Origin of the sequence: Pseudomonas sp. TWR1-1-4, assembly GCF_049897165.1 — a bacterium.
Taxonomy (GTDB): domain Bacteria; phylum Pseudomonadota; class Gammaproteobacteria; order Pseudomonadales; family Pseudomonadaceae; genus Aquipseudomonas; species Aquipseudomonas canadensis.
In genome coordinates this window covers 289,643-308,618 of sequence record NZ_JAFCVS010000004.1, presented here as the reverse complement: position 1 = coordinate 308,618, position 18,976 = coordinate 289,643, and the positions used below count along the sequence as shown (strand labels likewise).

General features: G+C 51.3%; 14 protein-coding genes and 1 pseudogene. 9 read left to right on the top strand and 6 right to left on the bottom strand.

Annotated elements, in window-relative coordinates; translation table 11 throughout:
* Positions 1 to 10 precede the first annotated feature (10 nt).
* Both ACP7C6_RS13535 and ACP7C6_RS13530 read right to left on the bottom strand, forming a co-directional pair.
* Complete coding sequence (locus ACP7C6_RS13535) at positions 11 to 736, bottom strand: ABC transporter permease (protein ID WP_068934673.1); 726 nt, start codon at positions 734 to 736, stop codon at positions 11 to 13.
* On the bottom strand, positions 733 to 1,659 hold the full coding sequence (locus tag ACP7C6_RS13530; protein WP_028615632.1) for an ABC transporter ATP-binding protein: 927 nt from the start codon (positions 1,657 to 1,659) through the stop codon (positions 733 to 735). The genes ACP7C6_RS13535 and ACP7C6_RS13530 overlap by 4 nt, the downstream gene beginning before the upstream one ends.
* Positions 1,660 to 1,876: 217 nt before the next feature.
* Here ACP7C6_RS13530 and ACP7C6_RS13525 point away from each other — a divergent pair, with 217 nt between their 5' ends.
* From ACP7C6_RS13525 to ACP7C6_RS13510, 4 genes and pseudogenes are all read left to right on the top strand, one after another.
* On the top strand, positions 1,877 to 2,866 hold the full coding sequence (locus ACP7C6_RS13525; RefSeq protein ID WP_305384285.1) for a hypothetical protein: 990 nt from the start codon (positions 1,877 to 1,879) through the stop codon (positions 2,864 to 2,866).
* A 113-nt stretch (positions 2,867 to 2,979) separates the two neighbouring features.
* Positions 2,980 to 3,123: pseudogene (gene greB, locus ACP7C6_RS13520) on the top strand (transcription elongation factor GreB); the annotation flags it as partial.
* Positions 3,124 to 4,188: 1,065 nt separating this feature from the next.
* Positions 4,189 to 5,241: a hypothetical protein gene (locus tag ACP7C6_RS13515; protein ID WP_426108884.1), complete on the top strand. Its 1,053-nt coding sequence runs from the start codon at positions 4,189 to 4,191 to the stop codon at positions 5,239 to 5,241.
* The gene (locus tag ACP7C6_RS13510; protein ID WP_426108883.1) at positions 5,210 to 6,793 is read left to right on the top strand and encodes a hypothetical protein; all 1,584 of its coding nucleotides are present in this window, start codon (positions 5,210 to 5,212) and stop codon (positions 6,791 to 6,793) included. Before ACP7C6_RS13515 ends, ACP7C6_RS13510 begins: the two co-directional genes overlap by 32 nt.
* A gap of 1,003 nt (positions 6,794 to 7,796) precedes the next feature.
* On the opposite strand, the gene ACP7C6_RS13505 is transcribed toward ACP7C6_RS13510, so the two are convergent.
* Together ACP7C6_RS13505 and ACP7C6_RS13500 are read right to left on the bottom strand one after the other, a co-directional pair.
* Positions 7,797 to 9,914 (bottom strand): hypothetical protein, encoded by a 2,118-nt coding sequence (locus ACP7C6_RS13505; protein WP_426108882.1) that lies wholly within the window; start codon positions 9,912 to 9,914, stop codon positions 7,797 to 7,799.
* A gap of 3 nt (positions 9,915 to 9,917) precedes the next feature.
* On the bottom strand, positions 9,918 to 11,000 hold the full coding sequence (locus tag ACP7C6_RS13500) for a hypothetical protein (protein ID WP_426108881.1): 1,083 nt from the start codon (positions 10,998 to 11,000) through the stop codon (positions 9,918 to 9,920).
* Positions 11,001 to 11,591: 591 nt separating this feature from the next.
* Between ACP7C6_RS13500 and ACP7C6_RS13495 the strand changes: the two genes are divergently transcribed.
* The 4 genes from ACP7C6_RS13495 to ACP7C6_RS13480 are packed head-to-tail and all read left to right on the top strand — an operon-like array spanning position 11,592 to position 16,432.
* Positions 11,592 to 13,028 (top strand): hypothetical protein, encoded by a 1,437-nt coding sequence (locus ACP7C6_RS13495; protein WP_426108880.1) that lies wholly within the window; start codon positions 11,592 to 11,594, stop codon positions 13,026 to 13,028.
* 11 nt (positions 13,029 to 13,039) lie between these two features.
* Positions 13,040 to 13,849 carry a hypothetical protein gene (locus tag ACP7C6_RS13490; protein WP_065926148.1) on the top strand — a complete coding sequence of 270 codons (810 nt, stop codon included), beginning with the start codon at positions 13,040 to 13,042 and terminating at the stop codon, positions 13,847 to 13,849.
* Between the two features lies 1 nt (position 13,850).
* Positions 13,851 to 15,389: a hypothetical protein gene (locus ACP7C6_RS13485; protein WP_426108879.1), complete on the top strand. Its 1,539-nt coding sequence runs from the start codon at positions 13,851 to 13,853 to the stop codon at positions 15,387 to 15,389.
* Positions 15,389 to 16,432: a hypothetical protein gene (locus tag ACP7C6_RS13480; protein ID WP_099586471.1), complete on the top strand. Its 1,044-nt coding sequence runs from the start codon at positions 15,389 to 15,391 to the stop codon at positions 16,430 to 16,432. The genes ACP7C6_RS13485 and ACP7C6_RS13480 overlap by 1 nt, the downstream gene beginning before the upstream one ends.
* Before the next feature lie 224 nt (positions 16,433 to 16,656).
* On the opposite strand, the gene ACP7C6_RS13475 is transcribed toward ACP7C6_RS13480, so the two are convergent.
* Entirely contained in the window at positions 16,657 to 17,292 is a 636-nt protein-coding gene (locus tag ACP7C6_RS13475) for a helix-turn-helix domain-containing protein (RefSeq protein WP_099586472.1), read from the bottom strand.
* 653 nt (positions 17,293 to 17,945) lie between these two features.
* On the opposite strand from ACP7C6_RS13475, the gene ACP7C6_RS13470 reads away from it, so the two are divergent.
* Positions 17,946 to 18,443, top strand: coding sequence for a hypothetical protein (locus tag ACP7C6_RS13470; protein WP_426108878.1), 498 nt, complete (start codon positions 17,946 to 17,948; stop codon positions 18,441 to 18,443).
* A 244-nt stretch (positions 18,444 to 18,687) separates the two neighbouring features.
* On the opposite strand, the gene ACP7C6_RS13465 is transcribed toward ACP7C6_RS13470, so the two are convergent.
* Complete coding sequence (locus ACP7C6_RS13465; protein WP_426108877.1) at positions 18,688 to 18,840, bottom strand: hypothetical protein; 153 nt, start codon at positions 18,838 to 18,840, stop codon at positions 18,688 to 18,690.
* Between the last annotated feature and the right edge of the window lie 136 nt (positions 18,841 to 18,976).

Sequence of the window (18,976 nt, the reverse complement as noted above, 5' to 3'; positions counted from 1 at the left end):
ATTTCCCTTCTCAGCTGTGTGTATAGTTGAGTTTGACTATCGTCGCGGTGAGAAAGGCGAGGATCATACTGAGGAAGTAAAGCGTGCCACGAAGTGTGAGTTTCCCATCATCGATGCTGCTGAATCGCAAAGAAGGGCTGAGGGCGGCCAAGCTGTCGATCAATCCGATAGGCGCTTGATGTTCAAGTGAGTCCAAGATGGAAGAAAGACCACTGGCTGTCAGAAGCAGGCCCAGGGTCAGTACGAAGATAACTGTGCGCTGGCGTACAAGCGTACAGATAAAACAACCGACCGACAGATAACTGCCCGCCAGCAACCAACTTGCGAAAAATTGCGAAGCAATAACACTGTTATCGATCTTGCCCAAGTAATTGGCAATGATGACGAGAGGAAGCATCAGCAATAGGGCTGTGCCTACCACCAGCCAGGCAGCGAGGAATTTTCCAATCACCCATTCATAGGTAGTGATGGGCATGGTTTTCATCAGCCCGAGAAACCCTGCACTGCACTCATCCGCCCAGAGTCGCGTGGCCAAGGCGGGAATCAGCAATAAGTACAACCAGGGGTGAAATTGGAAGAATACCTGCAAGTCACTGCTGTTCTGTTCCGGCCACGGGCTCACGTATCTTGCCAATGTCACTGACAGGATGAGAAAGGCGGCGATGTGCAGGTAAGTACTGGGTGTGCAGGCATAGCTGGCGAGCTGGCGCTTTAAAATGATGGGCAGTAGTTTCAAAGGGGCGCCTCCTGGCTCAGGTGGTGGACCACATCATTCAGGCGACCTGGTTCCAGGCTCAATGAGTTGATTTTCCAGCGGCGACTGGCAATCAGCGTGTTGATATGGGGATAGATGGTGTGCCCCGGCATGGCGAGTACCGTCACTGTACCGGGTGCATGTCGATGCTCTTCGATGCCAGCCACGCCGGGCAGTACGGCCAAGGCCAGCAGATCCAGTGGAGTGTCCGCGGCCAGGGTCACTGCCTGGAAATGACGTGAGTCGCGTTGTAGATCGGGCAGTGGGGTGTCGGCGACCAGGCGACCGCCCGCGATGACGAGTGCGCGTTTGCACAACTCGGACAGTTCATCGCAGTGACGAGAGGCGATGATCACTGTCATTTCTTGCGTCAATGACTGGATAAGTGCCCTGAAGGAATGCTTCTGTTCAGGTGCGAGCCCTTCGGTTGGCTCATCCAGCAGCAACAAGGCAGGGTTATGCAGGACGGCCTGGGCGATGGCGACTTTGCGTTTCCAGCCGATGGAGAGGGCATCGAGGGGGGCATCGAGCACCGGAAACAGATCCAGTCGCGCGACAGCCTGCTCCAGCCGCGCGCGTTTTTCGGCGCCGTGGAAGCCGCGAACGGCGGCGATGAATCCAAGGAACACTTTGACGGACATCGTGGGATGGCCAAGGTCCATGGACAGTTGATAGCCAACGAGTTGCTTTGCTTTAAGTGCACGGGTTTGGATATCCAAACCCTGGATGTTTATATAACCGCTGGACGGCTGCGTTGAACCTGCCATTAGGTCGAGCAGAGTTGTTTTGGCCCTATGATCCTTTCCGAACAATCCCAGGCATTCTTGTTGATTGGCGCTGAATGAAAGGTCGCTGAGTATAGTTGTGTTACCCGTGTGTTTTGTCAGATTGCTTATTTCGATCATTTTTTTACCGAAAAAGTTTGGCATGACGTAGGGGGCGTTAAAAAAGGGTACGGGTAATGGCCGTTTTTGGGAACGCCGATAACTCTTAATAAGAGAAGTCCTACGCGCCAGTTGGGCAGGCCGCTGAAACAATGTGATAGGTTGCGGAATGTCAAATTTTTGAATGTTTATCTGTTATTTAGATAAATTTCTGCCCTGCTCAGTGAGGTCTAATAGCATGATGCTGCTACGTACCCTTGTTCTTGAACGCGATGGCCAAGATGCTCCGGTTAACGGTGCATTGCTCTGTGGCTTTGCCATAGGTCAGACGGCCTCCAACTTTCTTGTCTATAGTCTGGATGAGGAAGTTGAACCGGAAAGTTCCAGGGTTTATATCGCCTCGTTACGTAAGAAAGTTGACCGATACTTCCTGGGTGGAGTTGAGTCAAGAGAAGATTTGCAGTTGGCATTGCATGTGTTTAAGCAAATTCTGACGTTGGCCGCTTCGGGGATGAAGGCGGGCGGAGTGACGGAAACCCAGGTGCCCTATCATTTTGTCGATTTGAAAGGCTGCAAGCTGCCGCCTGCCAGGCCCGAGGACCATCATTCGGTAATCATCAAGAAGGCGCTGGTGATGAAAGTGATCACCCTGGGCATGTCTGCGCCGACACTGCCGGCGATTGAAAACGCCTCAGTGATCGTGCCGTCCATTCGTTTCTCGTCGCAAATGACCTCCCCTCCTGCTAGACGGGGCAGCGCATCCGAGACTCCCCATATGCCTGTGGATGAACATCCCGTTGAGGAGATTCGACAGAGGCCTGTCGAAGCGCCCATCGTCAGGGCGCACGCCTCACCCGCTATCCAGCCTGAACTCGATGTACCTGCGCCACCGAAGCGCTCGCCAGCCGCGGACCACAGCACGTTGTTCGAAGTGGACAGCACGTTGACCAACCTTGCCCGTGTAGCCCAAGAGTTGACCCAGCAAAAACTCGCAGCAATCGAACGGGAGACGGCACTTGAGCAATGGCAGGCGCGATTGCAGCAGGAGCAAGGCCAGTTGGAAGAGAAGGTTCGAGCACTGGAGCAGCGCATCACTCAACTGCAAGAACAGTCGCTCGCGGTCAGCCAGAGAACAGAGTCTTTGAAGGTGATGACGTCGCACGTGTCGGGCTTGCGACAGAACCTGCGGGGCATGCTGCTTGAGCTGGACCAGGTGTTGGATAACTAGACTGGTCTGGCTACTTTCACGGGTTCATTTATCATCAACGCCAGCCAGCCGAAGGCCGGGTTTGAAATCCGGGCGTATCGGCACCTGTGGACACTGCCTGGGGATGTGAGCGTTTGAGTACCAAGCTGATTACCAAAGAAGGTCATGAAGCGCTGAAGAAGGAGCTGGATTACCTGTGGCGCGAAAAGCGCCCGGACACCACGCGCAAAGTGACCTGGGCGGCCTCGCTGGGAGACCGCAGCGAAAACGCCGATTATGCTGGAACCATTTGCCCCCACTACTATTTCCTCGCTAACCCTTGCCACGCCTGGGCTGCGTAAATATTAGTCCTACTATTTCAGACCTACTATTTCGAGTAGGGATAGAGGTGATGCAGCCTATATTTTGGATGCTTACCTATGGTTGTTCTTGGTAATCCCAGGCTGCATCCTCTAGCCGCCTCCCAAAAAGTCCATCAATCCCATGCACAATTGGGCAGCTTTTTAAAATCTGTGCAGACCAACAACCGAGGTCATGATGCCCTCCTAGCAAGGCCCATTGTGGATGGTGTGCCCTGAAGCTCATCTCTGAAAATCATTACAACCGGCAGGATCAAAGGCTGTCAAAAAAACGTCGATGTTGTCCTAGGGTCATTCAGAGATATCAGGCGAGCCGAGACGTATGAGTCCATGGGCTGCTTCAGGTTTTGGAACAATGGGGTAGTTATCAAGAGGCCCTTGTGATGGAAAACTCTCAAGAGAAGCTGGCACGGAGGTGGGCAGCATGAATTTGTCGTTTGGCTTCTGATTCCCCTTCTTGATGCGCGGCGTAAGGTGCGCCCACTCACCACCGCTCCGGTTGACGTAACGGCCATCCACACCATCATCTCTGCCAGGTTCAAACCGTTTGATGCAGAGCACCTCTCATTGTCATTGAGACGTGAAAGCTCGTATTCACTCGGCCATCCATGGAGAATCAGGCGCACGGGCAGAGTCCAGCCGTTGAAAACAAGCCAAAGAAGAAGCTCAATACGGTTGAGTACAAATGTACTCTTCTGGGGGAGGCCTGGCTCCTGTCGATGGTTTTACACCGTAAAGTTGACCAGTGTCTTTGCGATGCAAGTTCATGTACGCCTAAGTCAGCCAATGCGCCACGCAGCGTGGTGTGCTGGCTGCTGGCCATCCTTTCCGGATATGCTCCGGCCACTGCATTACATCCAGCCCTCCGCGAAAGTGGCCATCGGCCAGGCAGGCTGCAATTGATGCGTAATTGTCGCCTAGGTGAATGCCGAGGCAGGTGGTTCCTCTTCCTGGTCAGGAGGGGGCAGATTCCATGGAGATTGCATGAGCTTTTTTTCGGACGAAGAGATTGATTCACTCAAGATCACACGGATGATCTTGCATGTCGTGGGTACCAAAGACTTCGCGGCCATGCCAGAGCGGGCTCTGGAGGAGGAAGCGTTCTTCATCGGCAAGATCGTGGACATGGCCACCGCGCCGGTGTTCATGTTCAAAGCGGTATCGGTGACCCGTAACGAGGTCGAGGCGATCGCAAGTGAGGACACGTCCTTCGTGGCCGGCGCTCAGGCCCTAGCCGCCAGTTTCAACCGTGCGCACGTGGGTGGCAGTGCTGATGGCGTTCTGTTGATGTTCGAGCTGTCGGTCGCAGATCCGGATGTGAAGATTTACAGCCTGATCAAGTACGACTACAAGCTTGCGTTGGAGCAGAACGATGGTGCTCCAGGAAAGAAGCTGCGGCGTATCGTGAATGCTTTGGTGGACGAGAAGAAGGCCATTCAAAAAACGGCGCTGATTCGGGTGGTCAGCGGGGTTGCCGACCAGAACATTTCGGCCACCGACCGCACCAAGCAAGGGGTGGATCTTGCCGACTACTTCGCCGATTTTTTGGCTGTGAGCAGGGCAGTCTCGGACACCGAGCTGAGCGAGATCACCCGCAAAGTCCTCAAGGCGGCACTGCAGACCTGCATTGAGCACCTGCCCGGTCAGGATATAGCCAAGGCGCTGCAGCGGGCCCAAGCCAATCTGGGCACTCGCCGGCGCATTGATGAAGAGGCGATCGTTGAGGCAGTGATGCTCGCAGCGGGGCATCCTGAGGATGAGAAAATCGCCAACCGTTTGGAGCGTGAGACGCGTAGTCGTGTCAGGAAAAGCAAGCTGCACGAGCTGAGCTTCAAGCCCGATCGCCGGATCCTCCGTCAGCCCTACATGCGCAAAATCGTCACGGCTGAGGGCGTAACCATTCTCTTCCCCGATCGGAAGGAAAATCCCAACGTCCAGGTGATACAGCTCGACGGAGATAAGAAACAAATCATCGTCGATACAGATCGAGTCAAGGAGGACAGCGTTGTCACACCAAAGCCTGGCCAGCCTGCTTAACGAGCTATCGCGCAAGCGTCAGGCGCTAATCACAGAGGGCAACCTGACCCTCATCGTTTCCGACCTATCTGCGGAAACTGCTCGGTCGATCAAGAAAGCCGCTGTCACTGCTGCCTGGTCATTCACGATCTACGACTGTGCGAGCAGCGAAACTGACGTCGATGACGAGGATGAAGATTTCGGGCCGTTCCGCGTTGAGCTGGAGAAGCCACTTCCGGAAGCCCATGTCCAGGAACAGGCCCTCTATGTGGCGACGGAAGTAGGCTTCAAGGCGTTCCTGGTCAATGGACACTCTGCTGCGCGTTGGCACCTGCTTGGCCTAACTCAGCCTTTCAATACAAGAGCGAGGGCATATTGTGGTTGGGGTGAAGGAAGCAACTACACCGAATCACAGGCGACCAAGTCACCCCGCCTCTTGGTGAAAGAATCAGCGACCGTCCGGAAAGTACCGGAGGATGTGCGACATTGGTTGCTCGAAGAAGGGCACGTTCTCGATGAGGCTGATCCTTTACACATGCTCTGGGCCGGGCAGGCATTCGGTGCCCTGAGCCGTTGCTTTGCGAATGAAATCGACACCAGTGGTAGCAAGCTCACCTTCAAGGGGCCGCCCAAGCTCAACCTGACGATCCGAGAGGCGGTCGAGGGGAGTCCATCCATCTCGCTAAAAGACTTCGAGGTTGTCCAGGAAGCAGCGGCATGGGTGTTCGATAACGCGCGGGAAGCAGAGGTGAAGCACATCCTGTTGTCCGCCGAAATCGCGCGTTCCGGTCGGGCGGACGGGGAGGTACAGGAGTACTTCAGGGAGAACCTGGCAGCGGCCTTAGATTGCGCGAGAATCGCCCATCAAATGGCGGTCTCGGAGATCACCAAGGACACCCTTAAATCCCTGACAGATCTTCGTAAGGCCGTGACGGAGGAAACGTCGAAGGCCACAGACGCGACCCGGCAAGCAATCGCAGCGATCTCCACGGCGCTGACTGTTGGCCTGGGCCTCATCGCCGCGAGGCTCACGTTGCAGATCAACCCGTACCTGATCTCGATCGTCATGGCGGTCGCAGTTGGCTACACGGTACTGAACGTAATGTCGGGCCGTAAGTTCATCAACATCCAGCGAAAGCTTCGCAAGGACTGGCAGCCAAAGCTGTATCGCTTTCTGTCTGAAGCCGAATTCAAGAAGATGGTAGGGGATCCCATTGAGCAAGCTGAAGGGCTCTTCTACAAGGTGAGTTGCCGGGGTATTGCGATGCTTGGGGTCGCGGCTCTGGGTATTTCCATTTATGCCTTTACCTACAGCGCCCCTGCACCATCATCGTCGACGTCTGTAGTTCCTCCGCCCCAAGCTCCAGCTCCAGCAGCTCCAGCAGCTCCAGCAGCCCCGCAGCCGTCTGCCAGCGACACGGTGACTCAGCCTCAAATTAAGCCTCAGTCGGCTCCTGCATCTCAGCCCGAAATTACACCGCAGCGAGAGCCGGCGCCTCAGCCTGAGATAAGGCCACATCCAAACCCGGAGCCAAAAGAAAACGTCCCGTCGAAACCTTCAGGAAAAGGGTAAGCCCGGTCAGTTTTGAGCAGGGAATATTTGCTGCACGATCGATTACGTACAGCCCAGCCAGGTCTACGTGAAAATCGGATAGCTTGGGCCAGTAGCTAAGCACAAACGAAAACAGCCCCGCAAAGGGGCTTTCTCAATACGTTACAAACATCCTGTTTGTAGTGCGATCCTATCCAGGCACATTGCAAAGGCCGTGTTGCTCGCCGGTTGAAGAGGGAACCGAGGGTTGATGAATTAACTGTATATTCATACAGCTGTCGTGTCAGCCACGGTTTTCAGCAGACCCTTCATGGACGTCTTTCCTTCAGATGATGGAAAGCGCAACGTCTACATGCCCAAAATCCACTCTCACGCCCTGTGCCAGGATTGCCCCTTAGACTACCTGTGGCGCGCTGTCGTCGACCTGGCAATCCCGATCATCCTTGAAACCTCGGCTTTGTTATGACCGAGCGATTTCAAGCGCTGAACTTCGTCACGCAGTTTCCCTGCTTCGAGTACTCTTGGGTGGGGCGCTGACTTGTCGTCGATTGGGATCGGATGAGCCAGGCCATTAAGATCAGCTAGCTCGTTCCGGGCTCGTTCCAGAAGGTCGGAAGGGGAGATCTGCTGGCTGGCTCCCATGTCGCGGCAACAAGCGTCAGCGGATGCACATTGAGCTGCGCGGCGATCTCTAGTATTTTTTTGCTGGAATCGAGTTCTTCTAGTATTTCGTAGTCGCTAATTAATTTTATGAGGCATGTTCCATGCACTATTAATTAGATTTTCGGCTGTAATGCTAAATTCTAGTTCGCTTGGTATGTCTATAAGAAATTTTTTCACCCTCGGTTCAGATTGTAATTTTTATTATCCTAATGAACTCTTAAGATCTCGATGTGTCAGATGGTGAGCGGCTAAGGCCTGTGCCGAGCATGCTCGGCACATCTTTTGCTGAAGTTCTAAGCTGGACTTTTATCGTGATTTTAAAAGTTAAAGAAAATGCTTAGTTCTGCTTGGTTTGTTGTAATTAGTTAGCTGCAAGACGCATTACCTCGGGGCTTTCAGCAATCAGTTTTTCTAGTTTGGTTGATGCAGATGCGCCCAGCGTTACTGCAGGAGGAAGCTTTCCACATATTACGGCGATTATGTACTCGGATAATAGACAGGCTTGGTCAAGTCTTCCCAGAACTTCCAAGAAAATTTTTAGGGTTTTTTCTTTTTCCACAACTCCAAGTTCGATAGCAGCTGCATTCCGAAGCAATGCAGATCTGATAAGCCCCTCTGAGTAGTTAGAGAAGTTTTTTGAGGCGAGAACCTGGGTGTAGGGAAACCCTGGGGCTAGTCGCTTTTTATCATCTTCGATGGTACGCATCTGTTGTAGTGCTGATGCTACCGCTAGGTTGACGCCACAGATAGTCGTGTCCTGGGGAGCTAAAAATGACTCGGCGCCCAGTAATACACTCTCGGTGCTCTGGTCAACGTGAAATATAGCATCAATGCCTTTGACTCCATCTTGTAGGTTCGACAATTTCGACATGCGGCGGTAAAAACTACCTGAACCTTTCAGTGCAGGTCGAATTGAACCTTTGATAGCCCCCAGCTCTAGACACCAGGGGCATTCCAGTGGGCCTGCATCTGGTAGTACAAGGTGCTCAATATAGTCAAATGTTCTCTTCACTCTTTCTTCTGGGTAAGCGAGGCTGCTACGCAATTCTTTCTGAGCTTTGCCCGATGTGGGTCGATAAATGCCTACCAAAAAAGTAACGTCTGTTATGGCTTTGCTAAGTCTCGGTTCAACTCTTAGTAAGTTGTTGAAGTTGCTAAGTCTAGTGCCGTTGATTGATACTGTGTCATAGATTAAAACTTTGTCCGATCTTTCGATGGCGATTAACGTTTCTTCGTCGAGCATATTTTCAGGTGCTGCGGTATGGCGGTAATCGGCGCCTATCTCTATCGTTGCAGATTTTATTGCGGGGTCATCAACGAGCGTCAGGACGACCGAACGCTCTGTGGCGATTTGAGCGAGTTTATTTCTAAGGCTCTGAATGAATATATCGACTTTAATGATCTGGTTGTAGTCTAAGAAATATGCATAGTGCTTGAAGCCCTTCGACGTATCGCCTTTGTGGAAGGTAACGATGTCAGGCAGGTGGGCATGATATTTTTCGAAAAAGCCGTATCCGAGTTTGGCGATTTTTTCAGAGAGACCTACGCCTGAATCTTTAGGATCTCTGACATAGTAGGCGCTTGGGTGGATTTCAATGGCTTTGCTACCTTGTTTACAAAAATCGCAGTCAGCAAAATTGTAGTTAACTATCTTATAGTCTTCAACTACGCACAGGCTATAACTGTGCGGAGAAAAAGAGTAGACGGAAACAGTCGACAGTGTCTTAGAATCGTAAGCCCCATCAAAAATTTCTTTGAACTTTTCAACAAGGCTGCCGCTACTCACTACGCTTACGAGGAGAAGGGGAGCCTGGGCTGCTTTGAGGGCTGGTGTCGGTGCGCAGACAATGTTTCTACAATCAACCATTTTTTTTGCAGGGTGTGCCGGCAATGCGTCAAACTCTGTTTCTTTCCCCAGAATCTGTAACGCTCGCAGAGGAATGGCAGCAATTGACCAAGAGTCAATGAATATATAATCGGCGCAGTCAATATGCTTGAGGAGCCAGAACGTTACTCTATCTAGGTCATCTCGGTTTCGAATCGAGTCACCCAGGCGGAAAAAAGCATTGGTATGATTATGTGATGGTGTTGCAAAGTGATACTGAGATCCACCGTGGATGAAGCTATCACTTGAGTGTTTGTTCAACAACCGTTGCAGGTCTATTGAGGCTGCTGGAGCAGTCACGAAATCAGAATCAACGAGGCGAATATGGTCTGTGTTGATTTCGTAGGTGTGGTACTTTTTAGTTGTTTTGCAATAATATATTGCGGCGATGAATTCAACATTTACCCTTGCGAGCAGCTTCTCTCGGATTGGAGTGTTGTCTTTATCTCCCATCGCCTCAAGAAAGTCTTTGCTTGTGATAATAAGGTAACATCTGTCATAAGGTTTTGCGGACGGTAGTACCGACGATACCAGAAGTGGCTCAACCTCGGCTGGCGCAGCCATTCCAATGCAATTAATGATTACGGGATTCATAATTTAGGCCGGGATGATAAGCGATAGCGATGTTGAGAGATCTTCTATCGGAAGTCCCAGGTCAAAAACTTGAGTTTCAGTTAAGAATGTATCAGTGGTGAAATCGTAATTCACGCACAGGGTGCCAGAGGTTGTCATCACAACCATTCCTTTGAGCGTTCTTGCACATTCCATAGCTGCAAATAATCCCAATCCGCGACTAATAGGTTGCCTCTGTATCTTCGAAGTGCTGTTTTTATGGAAGGATTGCCTGACTACCTCTACTCTGTCCAATGTGGGTAGAGCGCTTTTGAGCGTTTCGTAAATTCCGGTGCCGGAGTCAACAATGTCTATGATTAGATATTTTTTTGCAGTATCCTTTTCAAATCTAAATGTCAAATATTTTCTCAGGGACTCCGGGAGGTCTGAATTTTTAATTTGCGTGAGGTTGTTGTAAATGGCTTTCGAGACTTTTATGTATCGCAGTGATACTTCGGTGCTTCTCGCATGGTGTATAGTGTTTTCCCATATTTCTTTAAGGAGAACATACAGGCTCATCGAGTTCGTGATGTGATCAAGTGAGTCTCTTGCTAAAGCGGTATCCCCGAATATGCATTTTTGGATTTTCGGGGCAAGGGCGCACTTAAAGTCTATTTCTGTAGGCTCGTTATCCCCCAAATTGAGAAAAGGGGGGTGAACGAAATATGGGTCAAGTGCATAGAGTGAATAGGACTGGTTGCCCTCAAATTTCCCATAGTCTACATTGACGGCATTGCTCACCGTCTCTACCAGTAAATCGGTAACTTCATTGTTGAACTTGTCATATATCTTAGCATCTTGCGCACAAATATTGATCATGCAGGCTGAACTGAGATAACTACCATCCCTGATGCCGTGTTGTTCCAAGTCAGTTTTTCGCAAGTGAATTTTAACTTTTCCCAGTTTTTTTCGCCTGCTCAGTGCAATGATGCACGATATAAAAAATCCTTCCGCTCCTAGCGTGAAACTGGCGTCCTTGGTGAAAGTGAAGTCTGTCGTTTCATCAAAATTAATTGTTCTTGTAAGGTAGCCTATTGAACAACCTGAACCTATGCTGATTTCACTCATAAGTAGCTCCTGCCTCGTCAGCGTACATCGCTAGTGAATCCTATCATGATCGCCTCAACACTTTTACTAGTAAGCTTGGCGAGGGTTTCTCCGATCAAGTCAGCACAGGCCATCTGACCTGAGCTGAAATAGACCGTCGTTCAGCTACCCCAGTAATCCTTGCCCATGAGTCAGGTGAGCTTCTCCGATTTCGAATACGCCGGGAAGCTTAAACAGCCCGCCGTGGGTGTTTCCTGGCAAAGATGGCGCATGCCGTGGAGCGGATTGGTCGCGTCGATTAACCGATTTCTGAACCCTTGACGACCGTTCCTCTTGGACGACAGTTAAAAGACATTGATGCGAGAAGCGCCCCTACGAGCAGCTCATTATTTGCAGCCATCAGTCGACAATGTCCGTTTCGCACTTGCCACCGGGAACCGCTGAGGTCATCATTTCGATATCATGATGGCCACTTGCCGGCCTCATGCGTTACGGACAACGAGCGCAACCGAATCCCCCCTCTGAAAACACGAAACGGCGGCCTGCTGCTCGCTTCGCTTGCTCGGTGGAATGTGAAGCGACGTTAAAAATAAATGAGTATGGATATTTTCGATGCGTTTTCTTAAAAGAGTCCTCGCAGCCATTGTCGCTTTTTTTTCACGACAAGAAACAGAAGCTAGCGAGCCCCTCATTCCCAAAATCGACCCTGAAAAGCTGAAGAAGAAACTCGATCTTCAGAGGATCGCTAAGGAAAACGGTGCCAAAGGGATTCCCGCACATAGTGCCACTCAGTTGACTCATGCTGAGCATGCTGTCCGGGGAGAGCTCGGAAGGATGCGCGAGCAGACTGTAAAGTACGGTGAGCAGCGCATTAAACAGATCCAAAATCGTCTTGACTCCATCGATATTACGGTGGACATGAACCGCGCGATTGAGCTGGGGAATGAGTTTGTGCGCTCATCTGATCATCACCTCACTCGTGAGGAAGGGCGTATGACAAGTTTCGCCACCGATGTGAAGACGAAGTTTCAAATTTTGACAGCCTTTCGTAAAGAGCATCGGTTATTAGACATCTCTGCGAAAAACCCAAGCGGCGCCTATATTTTCCTGCAAATCTTGATCGTCATCGCATGCTGCGTCGCAGAAGGTGCGCTCAATGCGACGTTTTTTGGCTCCGGTCTTGAGGGGGGACTGCTCAGCGGTTTCTCGATGGCCTTCGCTCTCTCTTTTTTCAACGTTCTCATCTGCTTCTTGTGCGGTTTTGTATTTCGCTACAAGAACCACGTCAAAGCTACTTTTCGATTCTGGGGGTGGGTGTCCTTTTCATTTGCCGCGACCGTGACGCTGGCGCTCGCGATATTGATTTCCGCTGTTCGTCATGTGCTAAGCGTAAGTGAAGATAGCTCCCAAAATCCGTTGCCACTCGCAGTTCAGAATATTCTGTCAGGTACATTTCCCATCCAAGACTTAGAATCCCTGGTTCTGTTTTTCGGGACACTCCTCTTTGGAGTTGTCGGCTTATGGAAGGGTTACCGGCTACTTGATAGTTACCCAGGATATGCACCCGTCTGGAAGCAATATTCTGAAGCCCATCATGTTTATATCGAGCTCGTTGACCAGTTGCGTAGCAGACTAGAAGTTGAGAAAACCGACGTTTTGCAGAAAATTGACAACGCCGTACAGGGGGCCGAAAAAGAGATCAACGCGTTTAGATACAACATGAATCAGAAGGCAATCGTGAAAAAGCAGGTTGCTGAAACTTTGGTTATGGCTGACGAAACGTTGCAGAGCCTGACCAGGTTTTATCAGAACGAAAATATGATGGCGCGTCCATCAGGCAGCCCTGCGCCCGAGTACTTTGATCAGCCAGTCGTGTTTGGTGAGCTTGAGATGCCAGATTTCGATGTCTCGCGTGACGAGATAAAACTCGAAGAGCAAGAGAGCCTGCTGGGCAGGATGGTGGCCCAGGTCGAGCCGATGAGAGGAAAGATACAAGCCTCGTTCAATCAGCAAAATATCCAGCTTCAACCATTGCAAGATTTGGTGTAAGGAAATTAGTTATGTCGGTTTACGCCAAACGCAAGAGTAACGCTGGGACATGGATTTTGGCTGTAGTGATCCTCATTGCGCTATCGGCTGGAGCATGGGCCTACGTTAATTTCAAGCTCGCGCAAGACACTATGGACAAGGTTACCCTGTGTCCGACCAAGGGCCCAAAGGGCCATGTCGTTGTGTTGATTGATAACACCTCTCCTTTTCCGTTCACTCAGAAGGCTGCTCTCACCCAGCGCCTCAAAAGCATGATTGCGACGGACATTCCTGAGGGATATCTGCTGTCCGTTTTTCTGCTCGGGGAGAAATTTGAGCAAAATGAAAAGCCGATTTTTGAACGCTGCAACCCGGGACAGTGGAAAGACCGAAGTCAGTTAACAGCGACCAAGAAATTTGTAGATCGAGATTTTAACGAAAAATTTGAGAATCCGTTGCACGAGGTTGTACGCAAAATTCCCCTCGACCAACACAGCAAGCTTTCCCCGATTTTTCAGATGCTTCAGTTGGTGGGGATCAACGGCTTTTCCCATGCGAACGTAGACGGCGATCGCAAGCTCATCATCTACTCGGACATGCTCGCGAACATGCCTGATTTTTCGATGTACAAAGGCGCTCTGATGTCTTTTGGAGAGTTCGCCAAAACGCCATATGGTCGAAATGCGCAGGCACCAGGATTGAAAGGGGCGGTGGTGACGATCAACCTACTTGCCAACGAACATAAAACCGCTCAAACCAATCGCCTCGGAGATTTCTGGGCGAATTACTTCGATGCCAACGAAGCGTCGGTGGACGGAATCAGCTCCATGGAGGGACTGTAAATTGGACGCTCAGAAGCTGGTGCAGCGAGTTCAAACGTATTTTTTCATCGCGTTCGTACTCAAGGTGTTACTCGCTACAGCGAGCTTTGCACTCAAAGAGCCGTTCTGGCTCGGATTCATCATCCCGCTGATTGTGATGGTCGGTTATTGGGTAGTGGGTTTTCACGTCAGAGAAAAGTGGAATACTCAACTCACCCTCGCCAAATTTGCAGACTCTGTTTACTACCTCGGGTTTCTATTCACCGTCGTCAGCATCATCATCTGCCTGCTCGACATCGAGTCGATGGGTGACAACCTGTATGGCATGGCCATGCGTTTCGGCGCAGCCATGTGCAGTACTGCTTTGGGTATGCTTGCCCGAGTGATGCACACAGGCTTTAAAGTCGATACCAACGATGCGGTCAAGAGTGTCGAGGAGCGCGCAGTACGCTCAGCTGAAGAGCTGACCATGGCTTTTGACGCTTCGAGTCAACAGCTTGCCGTCTTCAGAGACCAAGTGATGGCAGCTTCCAAGGAAGCAGTGCAGAGCGTTCATGAGCAAATTACGGCTATCGCTCAACACAGCACTAATTCCATGGATGCTTTTTTCAGCAACGCGACCGCTCAAAGCAACCAAGCTTTTGAGCGCATGCTTAGCCAGGCCAGCGAGGCCAGCGAGCAGATGCTGGACACCATCGCTGGGCTTTCTGAGAAGAGCGCGCTTACGCTAACGCTTATGGAGGGGCACGCGCTCGATTTTGGCAAGAAAGCGGGTGAGCGGCTGGAGCACACGATTTTTCCGGATAATCTGTTCACTCAAAAACTCAATCCCGCGATAACTACCCTATCCGGCGCTACGGATAGCCTCAACGAGGACATCTCCGCGCTAGCCCTGGATGTCAAAACTTCTGCTCGTATGGTCGGCACTGCGATCCGCAGTCTGAATACCAAAACGCAGACTATCGGCGACGCCGTTGTAGCAGTCGGCTCGATCGTCGAAAGCCAAGACCGACTGATCGAATCGATGAAGTCTCAGAGTCATGACGTCATGGAGCGAGTTGAACGCATTCAGAAAGAGTATCTGGACTCCTTGGACGATCAACGGGAGGAATTCATGGCTGACATGAAAGCCAACCAAGAGGTGTTCTCTCAAATCGTTCAGAAAATTGATGAGCTGCGCCTCAGTGTAACGGATAACAGAGCTGTAGAAGGGTTTGCGCGTGAAGTGGCGGAGTCTCTAAAAACCATCGGTGAAACCGGCATGAAAAATGTCGAGACACTTGCTGACTCCATGCAGACGAACCTGGCTCCCCTAGTCGATGCAGTTGTAGCCAGCAACGAAGTGCAAAGAACGCTCGTTAGCCACATTGAGCTCAGTACTCAACAATTGGGAGCGGCTCAATCTCAAATGCTTGATGAGCTAAGAAGCGCGATTGAGCAGGGCGCCAATCCGGTGTCTCTTCCAGGCGTGATCAATGAGGTAGCCCATTTCTCTAGCGGCGAAAATGTCGTCGATTCAACGCGTACCAGTGATGGCGTGGCTGACGTGAGAACTGCTTGATGAGTTCTAAAAATGATCAGGTTTTCCAGCTATCGCTCACCGAAATATGGATCATCCTTTGCTTCATCCTATTGCTGCTCATGGGGTACAAGGTTTGGCAACTTACCCAGAAAAACGACGAGATGGCGGGCAAGCTCGCCAGCGTGCAGAGTCTTGATGAGCGCGAACTGGCAATCAAGGCTGCGACTGATGATCTCAGAGCACGCCTGAAATCCATAGGAATGAAGAATCCTGACGAAATCATTTCAAAGCTCATCGACGCGTCCAAAGCCAAAGAAGAGGCTGGCCGGCTGAAGGTGTTGCTGACTCAAAAAGATGAGCAACTCTCAACGATGGTTGCTATCGACAAGGCGTTGCAAGAAGCGAGCGGTGGTTCTAAAGGAGAGGAGGCCAAGCGGTTGGTTCTTGAGACAATGATGTCTTTTGAGCAGCTCAAAAAATTGGTGGCTGACCCCGATGGAGGTGTTCGGCCCACTGACGTCGTTAAGCGAGTTGCAGCTCTTCAAGAGACCGAGCAATCACTGAAGTCCGCCATGGGGCGGAAAGGTGACCTGACGGCAGAGCAAATTTCAGAAGTGGTGAAAAATGCTGACGCTTTCGCATTGGCAGAAAAGCAAGGTGTCAACCCTGCGACGTTGCAGAAAACAAATAGCGATTTGAAGGGGCAGGTTCAGTTCCTCCAAAACAAGCTCAACAAAGGCAAAGGCGGCGATCTCCCGCCTTGCTGGGCTAATGAGGCGGGCAAAGCAGAAATGTTCCTCACAGTATTTCTGAAAGATGACTCCATTAGCTTCGAGCCGGCCTGGCCATCGACGCGGACAGCAGACGCGGAAGCGCTGCCAAACTTCACTGCACTTATGGCCAAAACGACGCGTTCCTATGAAGACTTTCTTCAAGCAGCACGTCCAATCTCTGACCTGGCCAACCAGCGGGAATGCAAATTTTACGTGCGACTGGCAAGCCAGATCGATGGTGCTGTGTTGTCCGACCGACGTCGACTGATGATTGAGACCTTGTTTTACAAGGTGGAAGTCAGACGCTAGGCCTACATCTTTTGCTACGGTGATTGTGAAGAGTCGGTCTGACCTTACTGATTGGGAGTAGAGCGCAAGCACCGGTGCCGGCACAGGTGATCGACAAGGGCATCCCCACTGCCGGCTTGCTGGCCCACGTGATAGTGGCCATGTTCGCAGACCATATTCCGTTGTAACGGTCGCTTACTCCTTAGACTTGGCATGCCCTAGCATGCTGCAAGCTTCACTCTGACTCAGCCTTCAGCTGGCACCGACCGCTCCCAAAGAAACCCCACGGTTGACCGACTTATCCCGAGCCGCCTAGCGGTCTCTGCCTTGCTCAAGCCAATCTCTTTGCACTCCAGCACTTTTTTCAGCTTGACTAGGTTCACTGGTCGAGCGGCAGGCCGCTTCACTAGATCAATTCCAGCAAGATGCGCGGCAATATCGTCGTCGCTGACGCGTTTTTGTAGCGCCTTCAGCTCCTCTGCGGCCTCTGCGAGCAAAGCCGAGGAGGGGGTCTTATCCCGTGTCGAGAGAATCAGTGCCATGAAAGCCAAAGGGCTCATGCCGAGAGCCTCGGCAAGCTCTACGAATTTATCAATGGTGGGGCTGCTTTCGGCGTTCTCGATTTTGCTCAGGTATGTGCGCGATGCAGCATGGGCAAGGTTTTCCTGAGTGAAGCCTAGATTTCCTCGAACTGCTCGAACGACCGCTGCCAGTGCTGGCTTCAACAAGATGATGTCCTCAAAAGAGAGGATGTAGCCATGTTGTCGTGTACAGTTACACGTTATATGGTGTATAAAACTGTACTGGTTGCTGTCAGTGATCTCGCTTGCACTGGCCGGCGCGCCAATAAGCGGCGTGTAAGGGCACTGCGGGCTCAGCATGCACAGCCTTGGGTATGGTTTTGCGTACGCAGCGTGACTACGGTTGGAGGCTCACTCAATTCTTCCAATTATTTACTAAATCGCACCGCGTACAGCGAGCCTACTGGAAGAGGAGGCGGTGTAATCGCTCGTCGTTCGTAATAGTTTTATCAATTGTCGAGAATCAAGCAGATGTCTAATTGTGATTGGGTGCCAGACCGCCGGGTGGTCGAGGAGCGTCAGGGCGCCCTCCCAGGTATGCCCCCAGAGGTCATCCGGGCACAGCACGTCGACTGGTCGGTCGTTGTCGACGCTTATCTTTTCAATGCTGCAAAAGTAGGGGAGCGATACGTCGCGCTTGTCTACAGCGACCAATCGGGAGTCTCTGAAAACGGTATGACAGTTGCGACGCATCCTGTGCAATGCGTCGACGAGAGGCATGGCTTCAAGCTGGTTCGTACCGTCGGAGGAGATCACTACGTGATCACAAGCGAGCACGAATGTTGAAAGTCTAGAGGCCCAGATTATCTGTAGCACCGAGCCGGATGAAGAATAGGACAATTAACCTCAACTTCATTTCCAACGTTTACCGCATGAACGACGCCATCAGGCAGCGTTCGATGGATCTTTAGATAGCCGCGCCTGTAGAGAACCAATGCGCATAAGGATGAAAAATGGCTGACCTCGAAAAGATAACAGTGACAATAAAAAATTATGACGTCCAGGCGCAAGGCGATCTTGATGCGCTTTACAGTCGAGTGAGACTTGAAGATGTCAATGGAGAAACATTCTATTTCAAACAGGTGGTTGTTCCGAAGTACTTGAAAAATCACGGTGCGATGGCGACCGAGACCCCACGAACCTGGTATTTCAAAAGAATCTCCAAAAAGACCGTTGTGGTGCTGGCTTTTGAAAACAAAGCTGGAAAAGTTGAATACGATCTGGATGACATCCGATTGATCGCTAGATCGACAGTATTGAAAGGCGTGGTGTTCTCGCTCGGCTCAATCCCTGCGGCCATTATTGCTGCTACGGCCACATTCGGCCTTGGGTTATTGATCATTCCTATGGGCCTTTGGTACGGATACAGGAACATCTTCAAGCTACCTGCAATGCTGAGTCGCAAGACACTCCTTAACGATTTTGCGCAGCATGGAATCATAGTTCGTTAACTTCCACGAATGTCGATTGGACATGCGTTTCGGTTGCGGTAGTCGAGAGGCCGCTAACTTATGAAGCTGATCTCCCTGTCTCCCGTCCGATCTTCGCTTGTGTGGGGTAGCCTGGGCTTGCAATCCATGGATAAGGCTAATGGACACAGCGCCGCACCAACTCAACTAACCATCAGTACTTACGTGCTCCCAGGGCGTCGTGATGAGTGATATCTGGCTACGAGAACGAGAACGAAGGAAGGCGCTATGGCAGCTCGCTGAACTGGTACCAGGCGATCCAAGCGCACGGGCGATCCTGGAACGATTGGATGAGCTTGAACGACTTGATCATGAAGTTCCATTGAGCGCCTGCCATCTCGACCACGCTGAGCTTGTTCGGCTGCCTAGGGAGGCTCATCCTGTAGGGTGCTGGATAATTCGGAACGCAGATATCCCAGAACCTTGGAGATCCCGCTTCGCGGTGGCTCTGGGGCCAGCAGGTCGCGTGGAGGCAGGATTCTACTGGCATGATTGGACTGATTTTCTAGAGGCTT

Coding starts and splice junctions, on each gene's coding strand:
- ACP7C6_RS13530 (WP_028615632.1), bottom strand. CDS start 1,659: ATGATCGAAATAAGCAATCTGACAAAACACACGGGTAACACAACTATA.
- ACP7C6_RS13525 (WP_305384285.1), top strand. CDS start 1,877: ATGATGCTGCTACGTACCCTTGTTCTTGAACGCGATGGCCAAGATGCT.
- ACP7C6_RS13515 (WP_426108884.1), top strand. CDS start 4,189: ATGAGCTTTTTTTCGGACGAAGAGATTGATTCACTCAAGATCACACGG.
- ACP7C6_RS13505 (WP_426108882.1), bottom strand. CDS start 9,914: ATGAATCCCGTAATCATTAATTGCATTGGAATGGCTGCGCCAGCCGAG.
- ACP7C6_RS13500 (WP_426108881.1), bottom strand. CDS start 11,000: ATGAGTGAAATCAGCATAGGTTCAGGTTGTTCAATAGGCTACCTTACA.
- ACP7C6_RS13495 (WP_426108880.1), top strand. CDS start 11,592: ATGCGTTTTCTTAAAAGAGTCCTCGCAGCCATTGTCGCTTTTTTTTCA.
- ACP7C6_RS13490 (WP_065926148.1), top strand. CDS start 13,040: ATGTCGGTTTACGCCAAACGCAAGAGTAACGCTGGGACATGGATTTTG.
- ACP7C6_RS13480 (WP_099586471.1), top strand. CDS start 15,389: ATGAGTTCTAAAAATGATCAGGTTTTCCAGCTATCGCTCACCGAAATA.
- ACP7C6_RS13475 (WP_099586472.1), bottom strand. CDS start 17,292: ATGCTGAGCCCGCAGTGCCCTTACACGCCGCTTATTGGCGCGCCGGCC.
- ACP7C6_RS13470 (WP_426108878.1), top strand. CDS start 17,946: ATGGCTGACCTCGAAAAGATAACAGTGACAATAAAAAATTATGACGTC.
- ACP7C6_RS13465 (WP_426108877.1), bottom strand. CDS start 18,840: ATGAGCCTCCCTAGGCAGCCGAACAAGCTCAGCGTGGTCGAGATGGCA.